The following is a 19,892-nucleotide window of genomic DNA, read 5'->3' as shown; positions in this document are numbered from 1 at the left end:
ATAAAATCACGGTAGTGCTCTTTGGTAATTTGATTATATGCATCTTTCACATAAATATATTTAATCAAAGACTTAGTCACTTCATACTGATTAGAATCACTGCCTTCCCGTAATTCTTTCTCAGCTTGCTCTAGTTCAGTTAACTTCCTTGTATCTGTGTTTCCGAATACACTGAAAATAAGTGGAATTTCCTCAATAAAAATTTTACAAAAAAACTTTCAATATACTGTTTTAGTTTAATTATGTTCTCCGTATCTTTGTAGCGGTTAACTATACAGTTCGGCTCCTTGCTATATAATTTTGAATCAATAAAAAATATAACATCTCTTTCTAAATCTCCGGGTAGTATTTTTTCTGATAAATAATCAGATAACCTTATATTTTGTGTTTCACCTTTCTTATTTAATTTTGTTCTCTTAAACCTACCATTTATAATTTCTTCATAAAGAGGATGATCTTTTTCATAGATACAAAACAAAACAGCGAGAACGAGTACATCTACTTTTTTACCACTTGGTAAATTTGCAATAATGGCAGTAATACGCTCAGTAATTTGAATGGCTGTTCTTGCTGATACGTGAAAAGCATCTAATACAACAGAAATATTAGCTAAAGCAGTTTCGGGTGTTTCTGTGCGGGGGAGTAGCTCAATATTTTTACTTTTTAAATACGCAGACTCAAATTTAGTTGTATCGCTATGTACCGATAAAAAATCTTTTAAAACAGGCCGCTTTAAGCTGTAGCGACTATTAAAAAAACGGCCTAGGTAAATCTTAGCATCAAACCCTTCGCCGTATATTGATTTAATTGTATGTTGCAGTTGCTCAGTATCTGTAGCCACAACAAACACGATACCTTTTACGTCAAAAATATGTTTAATAGTCTCAAGCATCTCAACTGCATAACTCGGACGGCAGCGATCTAATTCATCAATAAAAATAAATATTGGTAGCGACTTATCTTCCTGCTTTTCAAACTTACTGACCCAATCAGCTAACTTAGATTTGATTACTTCAACGCTTTTATTTTTAGCCTCATGATCTTTAATTAAGTTTTGCGCAAGCGCCTTTACTGCAGGCGAAAAGTCACTCCCAGTTAACTTGTTAGAATTTTGCTTTTGATCATCTTCAATTTCTTCATCAGAGAATAGTAATGTGTGTAGCTGATCTAAATCTATGCCTGATATTTTTTTAGTTAAACCTTGTGCAATAGCCGGTGCAACTGCCTTAAACATCGAAACTGCGCTTTTAGGAATAGTTATATTAAACTTAGCCTGAAGCTGTAGCTGCTTTATGATTCCGGCAATTACAGTTAAAAACGGATCGTCTGAATAGTCTTGCTGCCATGCATCAATATAAACAACAGGATAATTTACAATTAGTTCTTTTGACCAACGCTTAAGGAAGTAAGTTTTACCTGCCCCCCATTCAGCATTGAGATTTAATACATAGTTTTTCTTTTGGTCTTCATCAGGTCTGGTTTCGTCAAAACCTTCTTGAGCCAATAGCCTTGATAAGAATGTGGCATAACGAGCACGATCTAATTTATCAGCAGGAAAATACTCCCCCAGTGAACGGTTGGTTGGCTTGTTCCAGTTGAAGTCTTTAATATCGTGCATTTAATTTCCCTTTAAACCATTCTTTTTCATATAGTGCCATACAACATTCAATAAACGTAACCTATTAATAAAAAGCTATTATTATTTATCTCTGTGTAGCGCGTAGCGCCTCGGTGTTCTCGGTGGTGATCAATCTTAAACAAAAAAGCCTGCAGATTTGCAGGCTTTTAATTCACTCACTTTTTTGGGTTTCGCTACGCTCTACCCAACCTACAACACAATTAAGCTCGTTACTAAGTAAGCTACAAACGTTAAACCGCCGCCTACTAATGCATAGGGTAACTGGGTTTTAACGTGGGTGAGTAGGTCGCAGCCTGATGCAATGGCCGATACCGCGCTGGTGTCGGATATAGGGGAGCAGTGATCGCCAAATATGCCGCCACCTAAAATAGCGCCCACCACCAGCGATGGCGGTAAACCAAGTGCTTGAATAAGCGGTACGCCAATGGGGATGAGGATGGCAAACGTGCCCCACGAGGTGCCTGTAGTAAACGACATAACCGCGCCAGTTAAAAACAGCACTGGCAGAATTAGATATATTGGTAAGTAATCGCCAACCAAAGATGCGACAAACACGCCTGTACCTAGCTCTTTTAAGCTTGCACCCAGTGTAAGCGACAACAGCACTATGGCCACTAACGGCATTAATTCGCCCATGCCTTTAAAGCCGGTATCAACAAGTTGGTGATGGGTAAATTGGCGCGAACTAATCATTAAACAATAGGCTACAACAATAGCTAAAACCGTGGCGTACAATACTGATTTTGAACCGCTACCCTCGGCAAGTACCCCGTTACCGGTGTAAAACATAAAGCCAACCATGCTAACAATTAGCGTTAACAGTGGCACTAGCATAAAACGTGCTTTAGAGCCTTTTACTTCTTCTTTTAGTTCAGTTGTTTGTAGCTCTAGTTTTTGTTCAGCCACTTTCATTGGGCCATGAACTTTATCAAAGGCAATAGTGTAAAAAACAATAACCAAGGTGATTATGGCGTAAAAGTTATAGCCTACACTGCCCCACAGCACCGATACGGCCGACTCACCTAATTCATAATTACCTAACAAGCCCAGTACAAATGCACCCCAGCCGTTTAGTAATATTAAAATACACACAGGGGCACTGGTGCTATCGATTATGTAGGCTAAGCGCGCGCGGCTCATTTTAAATTTGTCGAACAGGCCGCGAGATAAAATACCCGAGGTAAGCACACTCAAGTTTGACTCTATAAATACCGCTACGCCGGTAAACATAGTTAAAAATCCCACTTGGCGCTTACTTTTAGCAACGCCTTTGTTCATCAGTAAATTAACGGTAGCAGCAACACCGCCAGACTCGCGAATATAGGCCAGTAATGCGCCTATTAAAATACTAAAGATGAGTATACGGGTATTACCAGGAGAACTGGCCACAGCAACTATGCGCTCAATGCTATTTAAAAACGTAGTAAATACGCTATTTCCTTCACCTTGTAGGGCAAGTAAAAATTCCGATGAAATTACCGCAACAAGCAGCGCCATAATGACTTCTTTGCGCCAAAACACAATAATAATGGCAATCAGCGGTGGCAAAATAGAATACCAATGCATAAACAAACCTTTTTAATTTTTATAATAAACGCGGCTTTAACAGCCTTGGTTAGTTAATAGTAAGCAGTTAACTTAATAGATTTACACCATTAAGTCACTCACTGAGTTTACTGATTTAACAGCGCCTCATAAATTAATGAAACAATAGAACCGTATTGAGCTGTTTCATAGTTTTTACCTACAAACTGATAACGTTTTTCACTACCTTTAATTGGTGAATGGCGTGCATTGGTAAGTAACATGATGGCTAAATCGTAAGCGGGATCAATCACAGTCACTGTGCCTGTCCAGCCTGTGTGCCCATAAGCTTGAGCACTTGCATACGGGCCAAAGTGCCAGCGCCGCGCCTGATTATTTCCAGCAAGACGAAAACCTAAGCCGTAGGTTTCATCGGTACTTTGTGGGGTTAAAAATTGCGCCAAACTGCTGGCATTAAAAATTTGTGTATCACCATAACCACCTTTATTGAGTAACACTTGGCATAAAATAGCTAAGTCGGGGGCATTACTAAATAGTCCGGCATGACCTGATACACCATCAAGTGAATAAAAAGCACGCTCGTCATGCACCTGCCCTTGTAGCACATTGGTACGAATATTATCAAAATGAATACGCCCATCGCGGGTATTGCCACTAAGCTCTGTAGCGGCAAACTGCTGACGATTAAAGCCTTTTTTAAGAGGGTTAAATAAAGTGTTGTTAAGCTTTAAAGGCGCGTAAATATGCTGCTCTAGGTATTCGTCGAGTGGTTGGCCGCTAATGCGCTCAATTAAAACCCCTAAAATCATGTAATCAATATCAGAGTAAACATGCTGGGCGCTTGGCTCGCTGGCTAGTGGCACGCTGGTGAGCAGTAATTGTTTAGTGGTGTCGCTGGCTTGTGAAAAAAACGCTTCGCCATAGCGGGTGTCTTTTCGATGAAAATCGAACACTGGCGGATAACCGGCTTTATGAGTGAGTAAATCTTTAACTTGGCGCAGCTCTCGTCCATCGCCTTGGTATTCTGTTAGGTAATCACTCACCCTATTATTTATATTTAATCGCCCTTCGCTCACAAGCTTCATTAGCGCAAAGTTAGTGGCAAATATTTTGGTGTTTGAGGCTAAATCAAAGAGTGTATTTGTTTGCATGGGCTCTGGGCGTAATAACATTAAGTCATTTTGCTGATATTGCTTGGCATCACCATAAGCGGTTAATTTTAATACCTTACCCGCTTTAATTACCGCTAATACCGCACCAGGAAAGCCCGCACTTACATCTTTTTCTATTAGCTTATCTACCGCACTAAAATCAATAGTTTTAGCCGCAGAGCTATTTAGAGTAGCAAAGGCAAATCGCAGAGTTAAACTGCCGCCAGCAGGTTGAATATTATCAACCTTAAAAGTGTTAACACCGTTGTGAGTGTACTGCCCTAAATTAAAGGCATACTCAGTATTTTTTTGCAGGGTATCAAGCGCTAACTTTTTATTATTAATATAAATATCGGCACTTAAGGCGCTTTCATTTTGTAGTAATAATTGCCCGCGCCCTTTATACGCTTTAAAGGTGCCACGATTATTTACGTATTCTCGGCTACTGGGGTTGGGCTCAGGAAAGGTGGCAATAACTTGCGCATTAGCGAGGCTCTGTATTTGATTAGGAATAAACGGGCGCTGAGATTTAATTGCACTGCTTGCGCCACTGCAACCGGTAATAATAAAACAAAGCGCAATAGTCAGCGCGTTAAAAAAAGTACGCTTTGCTAACACGGAAAAATTTAAATACACACTTATTCCTTTATTAATACAGCAAATAAGGCGCTCTTTGCTGTTTAAATTGCTCAAGCCCCGCTTGCCAGCTTTGTTTAATTTCCTCAGCTGTTCGCCCCGCTTCTATGGCAAGTCTGAACTGATCAGTTCCTGCGAGCTTATCCATAAAGTCGGCACGCTCAAAAAACAGCTTTTTAGCCTCAGTCAGTTGCTGGTAAGCATTAATTAAATAATTTAAGTTTAAGCCAGTGGTATCACTATGGCGTAAATCAATCCCTTTCACTAGCTGGTTTTTAAATTTAGGATTAAGCGCTGCGCCTTTTATTGAGCGAGGGGTAAAGCTAAAGTCCCCAAGTGCTATCGGTGAATAACCAATAACCTGAAATGCAAAGTCGGTACCTCTACCAATACTAATGGGCGTTGCCTCAAAAAAGCACAACGAGGGATACAGCGCTATTGACTGATCGTTGGGTAAATTAGGGCTTGGTTTTACTGGCAAACTATATGGTGTTGTGCGGGTGTAATGATCAACAGCAATGACGCTCAGCTGTAACTCAGCCGCTTGATTGATCCAGCCCTCGCCTTTGATCATTTTAGCTAGCTCGCCTACCGTCATACCGTGTAATACAGGGATTGGGTGCATACCCACAAACGATTTAAACTGCGGCTCTAAAATTGGCCCGTCAATGTGGCTAATATTAGGATTTGGTCTATCAAGTACAATAAATTCAACGCCTTGCTCAGCCGCAGCCTCCATCATGTAATGCATAGAGCTAATGTAAGTATAAAAACGTACGCCCACATCTTGAATATCAAAAATAATGATATCAATATCGCTTAGCACCTTGGCGCTTGGTTTTTTGTTTTTTCCGTAAATAGAAATTAGTGGAATACCGGTTTTGCTATCAACGGCGTTTTTAACATGCGCTCCCGCATCATGATCGCCTCGAAAGCCATGCTCAGGTGCAAAAATTTTAGTAATGTTAATATTTTTAGTAAGCAGGCTATCAACCAGATGTGTTTGCCCCACTACAGAAGTTTGATTGACCACCAGCCCGACACGTTTGTTTTTTAATTGCGGTAAGTACATGGCAAACTGCTCTGCACCTACAGTTATTGAATGTTTAGCCTCATTTACGTGTGCGGTAACAGTAAAAAGTGCGCTTAAAATAAATAAGAATATAAAAAATACGGTTTTAAACATACAGCAAGATCCTTTTAAACAAGACGTTCAAAATAACACAGCCGAGTTTAAAGAGCAGCTTAGGTTTTAGGTTTTAGCTTTTAGCTTTTAGGTTTTAGGTTTTAGGTTTTAGGTTTTAGGTTTTAGGAATGAGAAGCTGCGCTGCTAATATAAGCAAGTTCTTTGTATATTTAAGTTTTTAAAGCCGTTATTCACAAAGAGGTTAAGAGCCGCTGCGCTTTTAGAGAAGTGGCTGAATGTAAAATTTAGCGGTGTGCATAATTGGGTTTAACTAATACCTGAAAGCTTTCTCAAATTCCAGGCACAAAAAAACCGACTTAATGTCGGCTTATTTATGAAAGTGGTGGGCGCAGGACGTATCTCCTAAGCGTGAACCTCCGACCGCTTGGTTCGTAGCTTGCTACTTTCCCATATTCACTTTATTTCAGGCACAAAAAAACCGACTCAGTGTCGGCTTATGTATGAAAGTGGTGGGCGCAGGAGGATTCGAACCTCCGACCGCCTGGTTCGTAGCCAGGTACTCTATCCAGCTGAGCTATGCGCCCACTTTCTATATTTGCTTTTTTAACTCTAAGCAGAGCGTTCTCTAAAAGAGAGTAAAGTATGGTGGGCGCAGGAGGATTCGAACCTCCGACCGCCTGGTTCGTAGCCAGGTACTCTATCCAGCTGAGCTATGCGCCCATACTTTATTTTACAAGATGCGCCATTTAAAAAATGGTGGAGAGGGAGGGATTCGAACCCTCGATAGAGCTACAAACTCTATACTCCCTTAGCAGGGGAGCTCCTTCGGCCACTCGGACACCTCTCCGTCTTGTGGGGCGTATAATAAAGATTTCAGAAAATATGTCAAACACTTTTCTGACAAAAGTGACTATATGGCTATAGATTGCACACATGCCTAGTTTTAAAGTGTAATTAGTTTGAAAAATAATCAGGTTAGGTGTTTGGGGTGCTTGAATTTACACCCATCACTGGCACTAGTTCGTCCGTAAGTTCAGCAAGGTATTGCTCTTGATAGCCTAACTTCTGAAACTCGGCAATACACGCGCGGTAATACGCTTGTCGCTGTTGCTCTGTAGTGTTCTCATCAGGTAAAGATTCTACTCGTTTAGCTTTCATATTATTTCTCTAAGTCCTTTAGAAATTTTTATTTTTTACGACTAAGAATGACCGTGTATAAATTTCGGCCACATTTTAGCTAAAAAATTCACATAAATACAACATAATGTTTAAAAAACAATCATACCAAAAAGTTATAGCACTGCTGTAATGTTGCTAAGCAGTCAAGCAACTTTATGATAATGAAGCTGAATTAAAGATTAATTTACTTTTATACTTACACTTCATTATCAGTGTAGTACTTATTAATTAAAAGCCCTAATGTGAAGTTTAGGCAATGTCTCACAAACAATAGGGCAAAAAAAACGCCGCTAGTTAGCGGCGTTGATAATTTTTAGTTTATTCCTTCAAGCTTAGTCTGCTTGTGGGCGCATATGCGGGAATAAAATAACATCTTTAATTGTTGATGAGTCAGTAAACAACATGACTAAACGGTCAATACCAATCCCTTCACCCGCTGTTGGTGGTAAACCATACTCTAACGCGCGAATGTAGTCTTCGTCGTAGTGCATTGCTTCATCATCACCTGCGTCTTTTTCTTCAACTTGGCGAGAAAAACGCTCAGCTTGGTCTTGTGCATCATTAAGCTCAGAGAAACCATTTGCAAGCTCACGGCCACCAACAAAGAATTCAAAACGGTCAGTTACAAATGGGTTTTCGTCGTTACGACGTGCAAGTGGAGACACTTCCCACGGATACCCTGTGATAAATGTAGGTTGGATAAGCATATGCTCAGCCGTTTCTTCAAATATTTCACATAAAAACTTACCCGGGCCCCATACGCAGTTTTCAGGAATTTTAACATGCACTTGTTTAGCGTACGCTTTTAATTCTTCAAAGTGGTTTTCTGGGTCGTTAAATACCGCAGCATCAAACTCAGGGTTATATTTTAAGATTGCGTCGCTCATGCTTAAACGTGTGAACGGTTGACCAAAGTCATACTCTACTGAATCAATCACTTCACCGTTTTCATCTTTAGTGGTGTTAACCACAATTGGGCTGCCCAGTACGTTAGTTGCAACTGTACGTAACATGTCTTCGGTGATGTTCATTAAATCAATGTAGTCAGCGTATGCTTGGTAGAACTCAATCATGGTGAATTCTGGGTTGTGACGCGTTGATAACCCTTCGTTACGGAAGTTACGGTTAATTTCGAATACACGGTCAAAACCACCTACTACTAAACGCTTTAAGTAAAGCTCAGGCGCAATACGTAAGTACATGTCGATATCAAGCGCATTATGATGAGTTACGAATGGACGCGCAGATGCACCACCAGGAATAACCTGTAGCATTGGCGTTTCTACTTCCATAAAGTCGCGGTCGGCTAAAAAGCGACGAATACCTTCAACCACTTGTGAGCGAATACGGAATGTTTCACGCGTTGCTTCGTTAGTAATTAAATCAACATAACGCTGACGGTATTTCGTTTCTTGATCCGATAGGCCATGGAATTTTTCAGGAAGTGGACGAAGTGACTTAGTCAGTAGTTCGTACTCAGCCATGTCTACGTATAAATCGCCTTTACCCGATTTATTAAGCGGCCCTTTAACACCAATAATATCGCCAATATCAAGCTGGCCATATTTTGCTTTTAAATCTTTTTGTACGTCTTTTGATGCATAAACTTGTACACGGCCTTTCATATCTTGAATAGACATAAACGGACCACGCTTAGCAAGAATACGACCTGCAATCGATACTACGTGCTGTAATTCGATTAATTCTTCTTTACTCTTATCACCAAACTCAGCCTGCAAATCTGCCGTGTAATGCTCACGACGGAATTGGTTTGGATGACCGTTGGCTGGGCAATTTGCGCGAATAGCGTCTAATTTGCCGCGACGCTCAGCGATTAACTTATTTTCGTCTTGGATTTGATCAGTCATTTTTTAGCTCTTTTTTAGCTTGGTGGTTATAAACCAGATTTTAAGCTGGCTTCAATAAATTTGTCTAAGTCGCCATCGAGTACCGCTTGAGTATTACGGTTTTCAACGCCGGTACGTAAATCTTTAATACGCGAGTCATCAAGTACGTAAGAACGAATTTGACTTCCCCAGCCAATATCAGACTTGTTGTCTTCTTGGCTTTGCTTTTCTGCATTTTGCTGTTGTAGCTCAAGCTCAAATAATTTCGCTTTTAACTGCTTCATTGCTTGGGCTTTATTTTTATGCTGCGAGCGCTCGTTTTGACACTGCACCACAGTATTAGTTGGCACGTGAGTAATACGTACCGCTGATTCAGTTGTATTTACGTGCTGACCACCCGCGCCTGATGCACGGTAAACGTCTATACGTAAGTCAGACGGATTAATATCAATCTCAATGTTGTCATCAACTTCTGGGTAAACAAACGCAGAAGCAAACGAGGTATGACGGCGGCCACTTGAATCAAATGGACTTTTACGAACGAGGCGGTGTACGCCTGTTTCAGTGCGTAACCAACCATAAGCGTATTCGCCAGAAAAACGCACCGTTGCGCCTTTAATACCAGCAACATCACCATCGGTCGCTTCAACTAGCTCTACTTTAAAGCCTTTTGCTTCACCCCAGCGTAAGTACATACGCAGTAAAATATTACACCAGTCTTGTGCTTCAGTACCGCCAGAGCCTGACTGTAAATCAAGGTAAGCATCGTTTGAATCGTGAGAACCTGAAAACATACGGCGAAACTCAAGCCCTTCAAGCTGCTGATTTAAATCAGCCAGTTCGCTTTGTGCTTCATCAAAGGTGTCTTGATCTTCGGCTTCAACAGCAAGCTCTACTAACCCTTCAACGTCGTCAGTACCCGCCACTAAGGTGTCAATGGTTTCAACAACAGCCTCTAGTGCTGACTTTTCACGACCAAGGGCTTGTGCGCGCTCAGGTTCATTCCATACGGCTGAATCTTCAAGTTCGGCGTTAACTTCTTCTAAACGTTCTTGTTTAAGAGCGTAGTCAAAGGTACCCCCGAAGCAGTTCAGTACGTTCGCGAATTTCCTTGATTTGATTAATCACAGGATTCACTTCAAACATGTACATTACTCCAAAATGGCTAGGTTATTGCGCACTTAAAAAAGAGACTGAGCGCAATTAAAAATCATCAAATAATAAAAACGCCCGATTTTAACAAAAAACCGCGCGTTTTATTAGCCTTTTATGCATGGTTTGAAGATATTTTTTAGCCCACTTTTTCAAGCTCTCTTACAATCAGTTGTAAGCTAAATTTACCTCTAAATTCATTTATATCGAGCTGGTACGCTACTTTAACAAACTGCGCCTCGGTATCTGGCCACGCTTTTACATCAATGCCAAAAGCTATGGCGTCAACTAAACGTGCAGATTGGTGTTTAAGGACTAACTTTAGGTGTTTTTCACCCACAATGCGCTGCTGTATCACTTCAAAGGTGTGTTCAAATATCGGCTCAGGAAATTGCTGCCCCCACGGGCCTGATTGCTTTAATAATTGCGCAAAATCCATGCTAAAGCAGTCGTTAGGTAGTTCACCATCAGTAAATACAATGCAGCGTTTACTTTCTTCACTGAGTTGCGCGCTGACCGCACTATCAAACGCACGTTTAAACTCAGTAAATTGCTGCTCGTTAATACTTAATCCTGCCGCCATTGCGTGGCCGCCAAATTTATTAATTAAACCAGGCTGCGCGGTGTTTAATCCCTCAAGTAGGTCGCGCATATGCAAGCCTTCAATTGAGCGACATGAGCCTTTTATTTCACCGTTTTCACCACCGGCAAATATCACCGTTGGGCGGTGGTACTTTTCTTTTAAGCGCCCGGCTAAAATACCAATTACCCCTTGGTGCCAATCGTCTTGGTACAAACAAATAGCATCGGGCACACTGTCTTCTTTAAAGGCGAGCCTATCGAGCACCGCTTGCGCTTCTACTTGCATGCCTTGCTCTATTTCACGTCTGGCAAAGTTTAAACTATCAAGCTCGCCAGCTATGCGCCTTGCTTGATTTATGTCGTTGCTAAGTAAACACGCTATGCCTAGACTCATGTCGTCTAAGCGCCCTGCTGCATTTAAGCGTGGTGCAAGCGAAAAACCAAAGTCACTGGCGCTCAAGCGCGCGGCATTGCGATTAGCCACTTCAATCAGTGCGGTAATACCCGGACGAGTTTTACCACTGCGAATACGTGCCAAGCCTTGGTGCACTAACGTGCGGTTGTTCGCATCAAGTGCCACCACATCGGCCACCGTACCTAGCGCTACAATATCCAGCAAATCAGCAATATTTGGCATGGGATGCTGCTCAAAATAACCTTGTTCACGCAATGCGCTTCTCAGGGCAATGAGTAAATAAAATGCCACCCCAACACCGGCTATCGACTTAGAGGGAAAATCACAATCGTGGCGGTTAGGGTTAACAATAGCATCGGCGTTAGGCAGTTGTTCACCCTGCAAGTGGTGATCTGTTACCAGCACTTTAATGCCTGCGGCTTTAACAATATCAATGCCTGCGATACACGATATGCCATTATCGACGGTGATCACTAAATCGGGCTGCATCGTCACTATTTGCTCAGCCAATGCTGGGCTTAAACCGTACCCTAAACTAAAGCGGTCTGGTACTAAGTAATCTAAGTGGGTAAAGCCAAACATGGCCAGCCCTTGCATTAAGGTGGCGGTGCTGGTTGCGCCATCGGCGTCAAAGTCGCCCACAATAAGTATTTTGCTTTGTGCGTGTAGGGCTTCAATTAACAGTTGGCTGGCTTTGTCTATATCTTTAAAAAGTTTGAAGTCGTGGAGTGTAGCTGCGCTATTGTTTAGCTCATCGGCATGGGACACATTTCGCGTGGCATAAATTTGCTTAATAACAGGGTGAAGATGGCTCGGCAGATGAGAGTCGTCAACGGGTTCTCGCGCAATGATCATTTTTTTCATGCTAGTTTTTAACTTATGATGTTCATGATATAAGACAAAAAAAGGCCATTAAGGCCTTTTTAAACACATACTCGCGGTATTGCTTAGCCCGCTTTGTTAGCCTCAAGCGCTGCGCTTAATGCCGCAGCAGGCTGATAACCTGGGATCATCGTGCCATCTTCTAAAATAATAGCCGGTGTACCACTAATACCAAAACTCTGGCCTAATTGGTAATGCTCAGCAACAGGTGCGCTACAGCCTTTAACAATTTGGGTATCTGCACCTGATTTAGCTTCAGTTAATGCTTCTTGCTGATCTTTCGCACACCATACATTCATTAAATCAGCATAACCAGAACCTTGCAGACCGCCGCGTGGAAATGCTAAATACTTAACGGTAATACCCGCATCAAGTAAGTCATCTAGTTCACGGTGTAATTTACGACAGTAACCACAGCTAATATCGGTAAATACAGTAATGCTGTGTTTTTCTTCAGGCGCTTTGTAAACAATCATTGAGTCTTCGTATTCTTTTAACCCTGATTGGCGAACACCATTAAGTGCTTGCTCGGTTAAGTTACTACGGTTGTTTAAATCGATTAGCGTACCTTGCATTAAAAATTGACCGTCAGGACTTGCATACAGCACACCTTTATTGGTGATCAATTCTTTTAAGCCTGCAACTGGGCTTGGATTAATTTGTTTAACGGTCACCCCTAGCGCGGCAAATTTCGTCACGATAGGATCTGTAGCATCCGGAGTGACTGCAACGCTATTAGCAAAAGCGCTCAAACTAGTGCACAACATGGCACCTGCTAACATTAATTTTTTCATAACGGGTTCTCTATCCTAAAAATACTTATCTTATCGTGTCTATATGACCGGCTTAGTGACAAAAAAATTCGCTTAAGCACGAGGGTGATGCTCAGCATGCACCGATTTTAATCGCTCATTCGCTACATGCGTATAAATTTGGGTAGTTGATAGGTCGCTGTGGCCAAGCATCATCTGCACCACACGCAAGTCAGCCCCATGATTTAATAAATGCGTTGCAAATGCATGTCGCAAGGTATGGGGTGATAACGGCGACTCAACGGATGCCAAAATAGCATAGTGTTTAATCCGATGCCAAAAAGTTTGTCGTGTCATGCCTACCCCTCGTTTAGAAGGAAATACAAAATCGGTGGCATGTTTTATCATTTGTGCGCGCCCGAGCTTTAAAAACTGCTCGAGCCAATACATAGCTTCTTCACCTAAAGGCACTAGCCGCTCTTTGTTTCCCTTACCTTTTACAAACACCACAGCTTGGCGCAAATTTATTTGCTCCATTCTAAGCCCCACCAGCTCAGTTACCCGCAGGCCTGTTGCATACAGTAACTCCAGCATGGCTTTATCGCGCAGCCCCATTGGCTCTTCAATGTTGGGCGCACTTAATAGCGCTTCTACTTCGGCCTCAGATAGCGTTTTTGGTAACGACTGCCCTGCCTTTGGCTGAGCAATATTGACCATAGGTGAGTCGCTAATTATTTTTTCGCGTACAAAGTACTGATAAAAACGTTTTAATGCACTGATACTTCGCGCAGTGCTGCGTGGTTTTAGCCCTAAATCAACGCGGTGTGCTAGGTAACTTTCAACATCTAGACTGGTTACCGTCATTAAGCTTTCGCCTTTTAAAAATTGGCAAAACTTATCTAAGTCACTGCGATAAGCGCTCAGTGTGTTTTCACTTACGCCTTGCTCTAAATAGAGGCTATCTAAAAAGGTTTCTAAAAAGTCGCTATTGCTGCTTAGCTCAGTATTTTGTTCAGGTAAATCGTCAGATAGCGTTGTCACGTTGTGATCTCATGTTGGTAATACCACGGGAGAAGGTATCAATTAAAAATACCTTACGGTAAACTTGAGCCTATCATAACAGGCAATTACACAGTGATAAATACGATGCAGATTGGTTTATTTTTTGGTTCTACTACCTGCTATACCGAAATGGCGGCAGAAAAAATACGCGACATTATTGGCGCCGATATCGTCAGCTTACATAATATTAAAGACGAGCCGCTTAAAAACGCTGAGCAATATGACTTTATCATTTTTGGTATTTCTACGTGGGACTTTGGCGAAATTCAAGAAGATTGGGAATCAAAGTGGGACGACATAAAAGACGTTGACCTAAATGGTAAAACTATAGCCTTATTTGGCATGGGCGATCAGCAAGGGTATGGCCAGTGGTTTCAAGACGCATTAGGCATGCTTCACGACGAAATAAATGCCCAAGCCATTACTCAATTAGGCTTTTGGCCGAACGACAGTAATTACGAATTTGAAGCATCAAAAGCACTTACCGAAGACGGTAAACAGTTTGTAGGTTTAGCATTAGACGAAGACAGTCAGTACGAGCTAAGCGACGAGCGTATTGCCACGTGGGTAGAACAAGTGATGACAGAGTACGCTGAAACCCTATAACTCACTATTGCAAAGAGCGCTGCCATGCAGCGCTTTTTAATTCTTAACTATTCTACTTTTAACCAGTATTGGTTACGGTAAAAAAAGCCCACATAACCACGCACTTCAAGTTTTTCGCCATTTTGCTGCGGTGTTAAACGCACGCTGTAGGTTTTACCGTTATTTGGGTCGAGTATTTCACCGTCTTCCCAACTACCGTCACCCGCATAGGTCACATCTTCAATAATGGTCATCCCCAACATAGGCTGATTCTTTTTATCACCATCACACTCGGTGCAAAGTGCATCTTGCTTGGCTTTATTGAGTATTTTTTCAATTTTACCAGTCAGCACGCCATCTTGCTCAGTAATGCGCACGTACGACTTAGCCTCGTTGGTCTCTTCGTTAATAGTTTTCCAAAGCCCAACCGGTGTGGGGTTAGCTAATAACTTAAATGAGGCAAAAATACTGCCGACCAAAAATCCCATCAACAGCGAGTTAGCTCTTTTTTTATTCAATAAATTCATTGCGTTACTATATTAGCGATTAATTAAGCCATAGTAACAATAAACAACCAGATGCAAAACTGTTTAAACACCCAGAACGCGCTACATTTTTAAATAAAATGCGCGGCATAGCGCCTGATACTCTGTGGTATAGCTATTATCATTGGCTCTAATACATAACTTAGTTGTACTTATCTCACTCTGCTCATAACTAAAAGTCATCAAACTGCGGCTAAAGGGCTTATTTGGCATAGCTTGTACTTGGCAGTGACGATTTAAATACAGCCCTTGCTGCTGTGCTAATGTTATAAATAACTGCGCCTCAGTGGTGGGTAAAATAAGATTAAAACGCGAATGTTGATGACTTAGATGCCTAAACGCACCAAGCAGTTCTGCAAAACTTAAACCATCGGTATGGCGAGCGGTATTTCGCGCTGCATTATCACCTTTTAAACTGTGATTAAAATAAGGCGGATTAGCTATAACACAATCAAATAAACCTGCAGCCTCAAACTGCTGAATAGCCTGATGGTAAATACTAATATCTCGCCAAGGACTTTGCTGGCAATTTTGTAAAGCCTGCTGATAGGCGGCTTCATCAACTTCAACCGCGCTCACCTTTAAATGTGGCGCTCGTTGCTTACACATTAGAGCCAGTAACCCTGTACCTGTTCCTATATCAAGTAACGTATTTGCGTGGCTTAAATCAGCCCATGCGCCCAGTAAAATACCATCGGTAGAGACCTTCATGGCGCACTGGTCGTGCTCAACCTTAAATTGTTTAAATGCAAAACCAGACATTTTTTCACCTTTTCATTCACCAAGCAGGTTTAAGTGCGTATAATTAACGGCAATTGTCCCCTATTTTTGACACTCTATGCAATTTTCTGAATTTGATCTTGATGATAAGCTACTCAATGCTATTAATAAAATGGGCTATGAAACCCCCACTAGCATTCAACAACAAGCCATTCCTGAGGCGTTGCAAGGACGCGATATTTTAGCGTCGGCACCAACAGGTACAGGTAAAACGGCGGCATTTTTAATTCCGGCAATTCAATATTTAATGGATTTTCCGCGTCGTGATCCGGGCTTTGCACGGGTATTAATTATGACCCCAACGCGCGAGCTTGCTTATCAAATTCATGAACAATGTGAGTTACTTGCAAAACAAACCCAGTTAAAAATTGGGGTGGTTACCGGCGGTATTAACTACGGTACACACAAAGAAATTTTTGAAAATAATAACGACATTTTAATCGCCACACCTGGGCGTTTAATGGAGTATTTGGAAACTGAAAACTTCCACGCAGAAAACGTAGAAATGCTTATTCTTGATGAAGCCGACCGCATGCTCGACATGGGTTTTCGTAAAGAAATGCTGCGTATTTGTGATGAAGCTAAAAATCGCCGTCAGTGCTTTTTATTCTCAGCCACCCTTGAAGGTGACAGCGTAGAGTTGTTTGCAGAGCGTATTTTAAACGACCCTGCTCTACTTGAAGCCGAATCATCACGCAAAGAAAAAGCTAAAATACACCAATGGGTTCATTTAGCCGACGATTACCATCATAAACTTGAGCTGTTAGTTAACACCTTAAATGGCCCTGATGTTAGTAAAGCGATTGTGTTTGTAAAAACCCGTGAGCGTCTTGAAATCCTTATTGGTGAACTAACCAATAACGGCGTTAAAGCTGCGTGGCTGCGTGGTGAAATGCCACAAGATAAACGCATGAAAGCGATGGAAAATTTCCACAGTGGCAAAACTCGCATTTTAGTCGCGACCGATGTCGCTGCGCGCGGTATTGATGTAGCGGACATAAGCCATGTAATTAACTTTGATATGCCGCGCACTGCAGATGTTTACGTACACCGTATTGGCCGTACAGGTCGTGCAGGTAAAAAAGGCATAGCGATTTCACTAATTGAAGCGCACGACATTGGTATTCTTTACAAAGTAGAACGTTACATAGAGCAGAAGCTTAAACGCCGTGTATTTAAAGGATTAGAGCCGAAGCATAAAGAAGCTAAGCCACCGGTTAAAAAGCGTAAAGATCCAGTAAAAATGAAAGCAAAGAAAAAAGCCAAGGTTAAAAAGAAAAAGTAACCTTTGTTTTCTAACTTGTTTAATTTAGCCGACGTCTGTCGGCTTTTTTATGACTTATATTAATTTTATTAAAACAGTGAGTAAGCAATTCAAAGTAATATGTAAAAACTACTTAGCTGAATAACCACTTAACAAAATAACCAATAATTTCAATTGGTTAAATTTGGAATGAAACTTGTAACCCCTAACAGTATATGAGTATTAAAACGCCGAGTAACGGCGTTGCTTTTTAGTAACACACTAAGGATATAGTTATGAGTCGCATTAAATTTACTATCGGTTTTATTTCGTTTTGTTGTTTATTTTTATTAGCCTCTGCTTTTAACGTCAGTGCAGCAACGCATTTAGCAGTAGTGAGTAGTGTGGCCACACAACCTAATTTACAACAATCTATTACTCATGAGTTACGTACTAATCCAAATTTAGAATTAGAAAATTTAAACGTACGCGTTAATAACGGTGACGTTGAACTCAAAGGCGAAGCTAAAAACGGTTTTGAACGTGCTCTTGCACAAAAGTTTTTAGAAAATATGGATGGGGTTAAACGCATTAAAAATAATATCGCTATTATTTAAGGTCTGTTGACCTTTGTGAATTAAATTTTTAGTAAGCGCAGCGTGTTGCTTAAACACGCTGCGTTTTTTATTGTGCAAAATAAATATCTGCATAAAAATAAATTTAAATAATGGCTTACATAAAAGAGTGCAGCGCAGCAGGCAATGTAAAAACGCGCTGCAAGTGGGAAATTATTTCCCACTCAATTTACTCAATCTAGTTTGATCTATTGTTGTCCTTGCTTTCACTTTTTAGCCGAGTGGTGGCTTATTTTATCGCTGATCATGGCATCGAGTTTTTCACCGCCTTTAATACCAAAATCAAGGGTACGAATCGGAAACGGAATACTTATATCTGCCGCATCGAGCGCTTGCTTAACAGCCACAACCCCTTTGTGACGCACCGTCATAAAATCGGGCTCGCCAGGGTATTTAATCCAAAACCATACCAGTAAGTTTATACTGCTATCACCAAAGCCTTCTGCGTATACCGCGGTTTCATTTTTGCGGATCACAAAGTCAAATTGGTTAATTTTGTCGACGATGACCTCACCGGCTTTTTCTATGTCGTCAGCGTAAGAAATACCCACCGGCACTTCTATTCGTCTTACCCCTAAGGTGCTGTAATTACGCAGTACATTTCTAAATAGTATTTTATTAGGTACCAGTATCAATTGCCCGTAAAAGCTCTCTATTAGTGTGTTGCGCAAGTTTATTGAATGCACTGAACCAAATACGTTATCGGTCTCGATAACATCACCCGCTTTGAACGGTTTACGAATACCCATAGCAATACCCGCAATTAGGTTTTCGGTCATATCTTGAAAAGCAAAACCAATGGCAAGACCAACAATACCTGCACCCGCAAGCAGTGACGTAACGGTACTTTTTAAGCCCATAAAATCAAGGGCAATAAAGACCCCCACACTCAGTACAATAACTTTAAAAATGGAGGCCATTAAGTCAGCAATTTGAGTAGAATCGAGCGAGCGACGCAATACTTTTTTCATTCCTTTGCCTGCAAGGCGGGCAATAAATGAAAATATAATCGCAATAATCACCGCGACTATAAAGTTAGGGATATGACTTATAACAACATCAAACCAACCGCCGAGCTTCTCTTCTATTAGTTTTTCGGCTTCTGTAATTGAGGGAATTGAGAGCATTTATTTTATACCTTAGTTAGGGTTAGTAATCTAAGGTTTGCAAAAATAGCGCCAGTATAAAAAAAGCCATGCAATGCATAGCTTTTTGGGTATGTGTTTAGCTGCAAATAGCGCTAAATTTAGCTTTGCTCTTCGCGCAAAAATACCGGTTCAAGTTCTTTAGTGGTTGCTTCTGAGCTAAAGTAATAGCCGGCCACAGTAAACTCTTTGAGTTGGCTTAATTGAGTCACTTGATTTTCAATGATGTAGCGTGCCATCATGCCGCGCGCTTTTTTAGCGTAAAAGCTAATCACTTTATATTGGCCGTTTTTACAGTCTTTAAAGTGTGGTGTAATAATGTGTGCGTTAAGCGTTTTTTTATCTACTGCTTTAAAGTATTCGTTAGAGGCTAGATTTACTAAGTATTGTGCATCTTGTGCCGCTAATACGTCGTTAAGTTTATTAGCAATAACACTGCCCCAAAACTCATATAAGTTTTTACCCCGACTATTTTCAAGTTTTGTACCCATTTCTAAGCGATAAGCCTGCATTAAATCAAGCGGCTTTAATACTCCGTATAATCCCGAAAGTATACGTAAATGGTCTTGAGCGTAATCAAGCTGCTTAGTAGTGAGGGTATTAGCATCTAACCCGCCGTATACATCGCCGTTAAAGGCAAGCACGGCCTGTTTAGCATTATCGGTAGTGAATGGTTGTGCCCACTCACTGAAACGCGCTGCGTTGAGGCCTGCGAGTTTATCGCTAATTTTCATTAAACTGCCAATTTGCGCAGGAGTTAGTTCACGGCATACTTTCATGAGCGCTTCGCTGTGCTCAAGTAATTCAGGTTGAGTGAACTTATCTGTTGCGGGTGGCGTGTCGTAATCAAGATTCTTTGCTGGTGAAATAACAGTGATCATAGTTAGCTATTGACTTGTAAATTATTTAATGTCAATTTCAACATTAAATGAAACGAAAAGCACGTTTTGTTTAAAATTATCCTACCTAA

General features: G+C 41.2%; 17 protein-coding genes and 3 tRNA genes. 3 read left to right on the top strand and 17 right to left on the bottom strand.

All coding sequences use genetic code 11. The annotated features are described in order from the left end of the window. Nucleotides 1-139: 139 nt before the first annotated feature. The 13 genes from P20439_RS13960 to xerD all read right to left on the bottom strand — a co-directional run bounded on the left by P20439_RS13960 (nucleotide 140) and on the right by xerD (nucleotide 13,968). On the bottom strand, nucleotides 140-1,618 hold the full coding sequence (locus P20439_RS13960) for a P-loop NTPase fold protein (RefSeq protein ID WP_008467815.1): 1,479 nt from the start codon (nucleotides 1,616-1,618) through the stop codon (nucleotides 140-142). Between the two features lie 210 nt (nucleotides 1,619-1,828). Continuing rightward, the gene (locus P20439_RS13955) at nucleotides 1,829-3,205 is read right to left on the bottom strand and encodes a Na+/H+ antiporter NhaC family protein (RefSeq protein WP_008467812.1); all 1,377 of its coding nucleotides are present in this window, start codon (nucleotides 3,203-3,205) and stop codon (nucleotides 1,829-1,831) included. A 107-nt stretch (nucleotides 3,206-3,312) separates the two neighbouring features. After that, on the bottom strand, nucleotides 3,313-4,971 hold the full coding sequence (gene pbp4b / locus P20439_RS13950) for a penicillin binding protein PBP4B (RefSeq protein ID WP_008467809.1): 1,659 nt from the start codon (nucleotides 4,969-4,971) through the stop codon (nucleotides 3,313-3,315). A gap of 13 nt (nucleotides 4,972-4,984) precedes the next feature. Further along, nucleotides 4,985-6,157, bottom strand: a complete 1,173-nt coding sequence (locus P20439_RS13945; protein ID WP_008467807.1) for an exo-beta-N-acetylmuramidase NamZ domain-containing protein — start codon at nucleotides 6,155-6,157, stop codon at nucleotides 4,985-4,987. 468 nt (nucleotides 6,158-6,625) lie between these two features. Beyond that, a tRNA-Arg gene (locus tag P20439_RS13940) sits at nucleotides 6,626-6,702 on the bottom strand. Nucleotides 6,703-6,761: 59 nt separating this feature from the next. After that, nucleotides 6,762-6,838: transfer RNA gene (locus P20439_RS13935), tRNA-Arg, on the bottom strand. Nucleotides 6,839-6,872: 34 nt separating this feature from the next. Beyond that, nucleotides 6,873-6,965: transfer RNA gene (locus tag P20439_RS13930), tRNA-Ser, on the bottom strand. Between the two features lie 128 nt (nucleotides 6,966-7,093). Beyond that, nucleotides 7,094-7,276, bottom strand: a complete 183-nt coding sequence (locus P20439_RS13925; RefSeq protein ID WP_008467805.1) for a hypothetical protein — start codon at nucleotides 7,274-7,276, stop codon at nucleotides 7,094-7,096. Nucleotides 7,277-7,629: 353 nt separating this feature from the next. Next, a complete protein-coding gene (gene lysS / locus P20439_RS13920) occupies nucleotides 7,630-9,165 on the bottom strand; it encodes a lysine--tRNA ligase (RefSeq protein ID WP_008467803.1) in 1,536 nt (511 codons plus the stop codon). A gap of 26 nt (nucleotides 9,166-9,191) precedes the next feature. Next, nucleotides 9,192-10,290, bottom strand: a protein-coding gene (gene prfB / locus P20439_RS13915; protein ID WP_096038752.1) for a peptide chain release factor 2 whose coding sequence is annotated in 2 segments (ribosomal slippage) — nucleotides 9,192-10,214 and nucleotides 10,216-10,290 — 1,098 coding nt in all. Because the reading frame shifts where the segments join, the coding sequence is not laid out codon by codon here. A gap of 145 nt (nucleotides 10,291-10,435) precedes the next feature. Continuing rightward, nucleotides 10,436-12,157: a single-stranded-DNA-specific exonuclease RecJ gene (gene recJ / locus P20439_RS13910; protein ID WP_008467799.1), complete on the bottom strand. Its 1,722-nt coding sequence runs from the start codon at nucleotides 12,155-12,157 to the stop codon at nucleotides 10,436-10,438. Nucleotides 12,158-12,240: 83 nt separating this feature from the next. Continuing rightward, nucleotides 12,241-12,969: a bifunctional protein-disulfide isomerase/oxidoreductase DsbC gene (dsbC, locus tag P20439_RS13905; protein WP_008467797.1), complete on the bottom strand. Its 729-nt coding sequence runs from the start codon at nucleotides 12,967-12,969 to the stop codon at nucleotides 12,241-12,243. Between the two features lie 72 nt (nucleotides 12,970-13,041). Next, on the bottom strand, nucleotides 13,042-13,968 hold the full coding sequence (gene xerD / locus P20439_RS13900) for a site-specific tyrosine recombinase XerD (protein WP_008467794.1): 927 nt from the start codon (nucleotides 13,966-13,968) through the stop codon (nucleotides 13,042-13,044). A 105-nt stretch (nucleotides 13,969-14,073) separates the two neighbouring features. Between xerD and fldB the strand changes: the two genes are divergently transcribed. Further along, nucleotides 14,074-14,595, top strand: coding sequence for a flavodoxin FldB (fldB, locus tag P20439_RS13895; RefSeq protein ID WP_008467792.1), 522 nt, complete (start codon nucleotides 14,074-14,076; stop codon nucleotides 14,593-14,595). Nucleotides 14,596-14,642: 47 nt separating this feature from the next. On the opposite strand, the gene P20439_RS13890 is transcribed toward fldB, so the two are convergent. Next, nucleotides 14,643-15,101, bottom strand: a complete 459-nt coding sequence (locus P20439_RS13890) for a DUF2147 domain-containing protein (RefSeq protein WP_008467790.1) — start codon at nucleotides 15,099-15,101, stop codon at nucleotides 14,643-14,645. 81 nt (nucleotides 15,102-15,182) lie between these two features. Then, nucleotides 15,183-15,881, bottom strand: a complete 699-nt coding sequence (locus P20439_RS13885; RefSeq protein ID WP_008467789.1) for a tRNA1(Val) (adenine(37)-N6)-methyltransferase — start codon at nucleotides 15,879-15,881, stop codon at nucleotides 15,183-15,185. A gap of 76 nt (nucleotides 15,882-15,957) precedes the next feature. Here P20439_RS13885 and srmB point away from each other — a divergent pair, with 76 nt between their 5' ends. Together srmB and P20439_RS13875 are read left to right on the top strand one after the other, a co-directional pair. Next, nucleotides 15,958-17,184, top strand: coding sequence for an ATP-dependent RNA helicase SrmB (gene srmB / locus P20439_RS13880; RefSeq protein WP_008467787.1), 1,227 nt, complete (start codon nucleotides 15,958-15,960; stop codon nucleotides 17,182-17,184). 254 nt (nucleotides 17,185-17,438) lie between these two features. Beyond that, nucleotides 17,439-17,759, top strand: coding sequence for a BON domain-containing protein (locus P20439_RS13875; protein WP_008467785.1), 321 nt, complete (start codon nucleotides 17,439-17,441; stop codon nucleotides 17,757-17,759). A 224-nt stretch (nucleotides 17,760-17,983) separates the two neighbouring features. Here P20439_RS13875 and P20439_RS13870 read toward each other — a convergent pair whose 3' ends face one another. Then, entirely contained in the window at nucleotides 17,984-18,904 is a 921-nt protein-coding gene (locus tag P20439_RS13870; RefSeq protein ID WP_008467782.1) for a mechanosensitive ion channel family protein, read from the bottom strand. 119 nt (nucleotides 18,905-19,023) lie between these two features. Beyond that, nucleotides 19,024-19,803 carry a peroxide stress protein YaaA gene (yaaA, locus tag P20439_RS13865; protein WP_008110649.1) on the bottom strand — a complete coding sequence of 260 codons (780 nt, stop codon included), beginning with the start codon at nucleotides 19,801-19,803 and terminating at the stop codon, nucleotides 19,024-19,026. Between the last annotated feature and the right edge of the window lie 89 nt (nucleotides 19,804-19,892).

Origin of the sequence: Pseudoalteromonas sp. BSi20439 (genome assembly GCF_000241165.1) — a bacterium.
Taxonomy (GTDB): domain Bacteria; phylum Pseudomonadota; class Gammaproteobacteria; order Enterobacterales; family Alteromonadaceae; genus Pseudoalteromonas.
This window is presented reverse-complemented; position numbering and strand designations above follow the sequence as displayed.

Coding starts and splice junctions, on each gene's coding strand:
- dsbC (WP_008467797.1), bottom strand. CDS start 12,969: ATGAAAAAATTAATGTTAGCAGGTGCCATGTTGTGCACTAGTTTGAGC.
- P20439_RS13885 (WP_008467789.1), bottom strand. CDS start 15,881: ATGTCTGGTTTTGCATTTAAACAATTTAAGGTTGAGCACGACCAGTGC.
- P20439_RS13955 (WP_008467812.1), bottom strand. CDS start 3,205: ATGCATTGGTATTCTATTTTGCCACCGCTGATTGCCATTATTATTGTG.
- fldB (WP_008467792.1), top strand. CDS start 14,074: ATGCAGATTGGTTTATTTTTTGGTTCTACTACCTGCTATACCGAAATG.
- P20439_RS13960 (WP_008467815.1), bottom strand. CDS start 1,618: ATGCACGATATTAAAGACTTCAACTGGAACAAGCCAACCAACCGTTCA.
- yaaA (WP_008110649.1), bottom strand. CDS start 19,803: ATGATCACTGTTATTTCACCAGCAAAGAATCTTGATTACGACACGCCA.
- recJ (WP_008467799.1), bottom strand. CDS start 12,157: ATGAAAAAAATGATCATTGCGCGAGAACCCGTTGACGACTCTCATCTG.
- lysS (WP_008467803.1), bottom strand. CDS start 9,165: ATGACTGATCAAATCCAAGACGAAAATAAGTTAATCGCTGAGCGTCGC.
- P20439_RS13875 (WP_008467785.1), top strand. CDS start 17,439: ATGAGTCGCATTAAATTTACTATCGGTTTTATTTCGTTTTGTTGTTTA.
- srmB (WP_008467787.1), top strand. CDS start 15,958: ATGCAATTTTCTGAATTTGATCTTGATGATAAGCTACTCAATGCTATT.
- P20439_RS13890 (WP_008467790.1), bottom strand. CDS start 15,101: ATGAATTTATTGAATAAAAAAAGAGCTAACTCGCTGTTGATGGGATTT.
- P20439_RS13870 (WP_008467782.1), bottom strand. CDS start 18,904: ATGCTCTCAATTCCCTCAATTACAGAAGCCGAAAAACTAATAGAAGAG.
- P20439_RS13945 (WP_008467807.1), bottom strand. CDS start 6,157: ATGTTTAAAACCGTATTTTTTATATTCTTATTTATTTTAAGCGCACTT.
- P20439_RS13925 (WP_008467805.1), bottom strand. CDS start 7,276: ATGAAAGCTAAACGAGTAGAATCTTTACCTGATGAGAACACTACAGAG.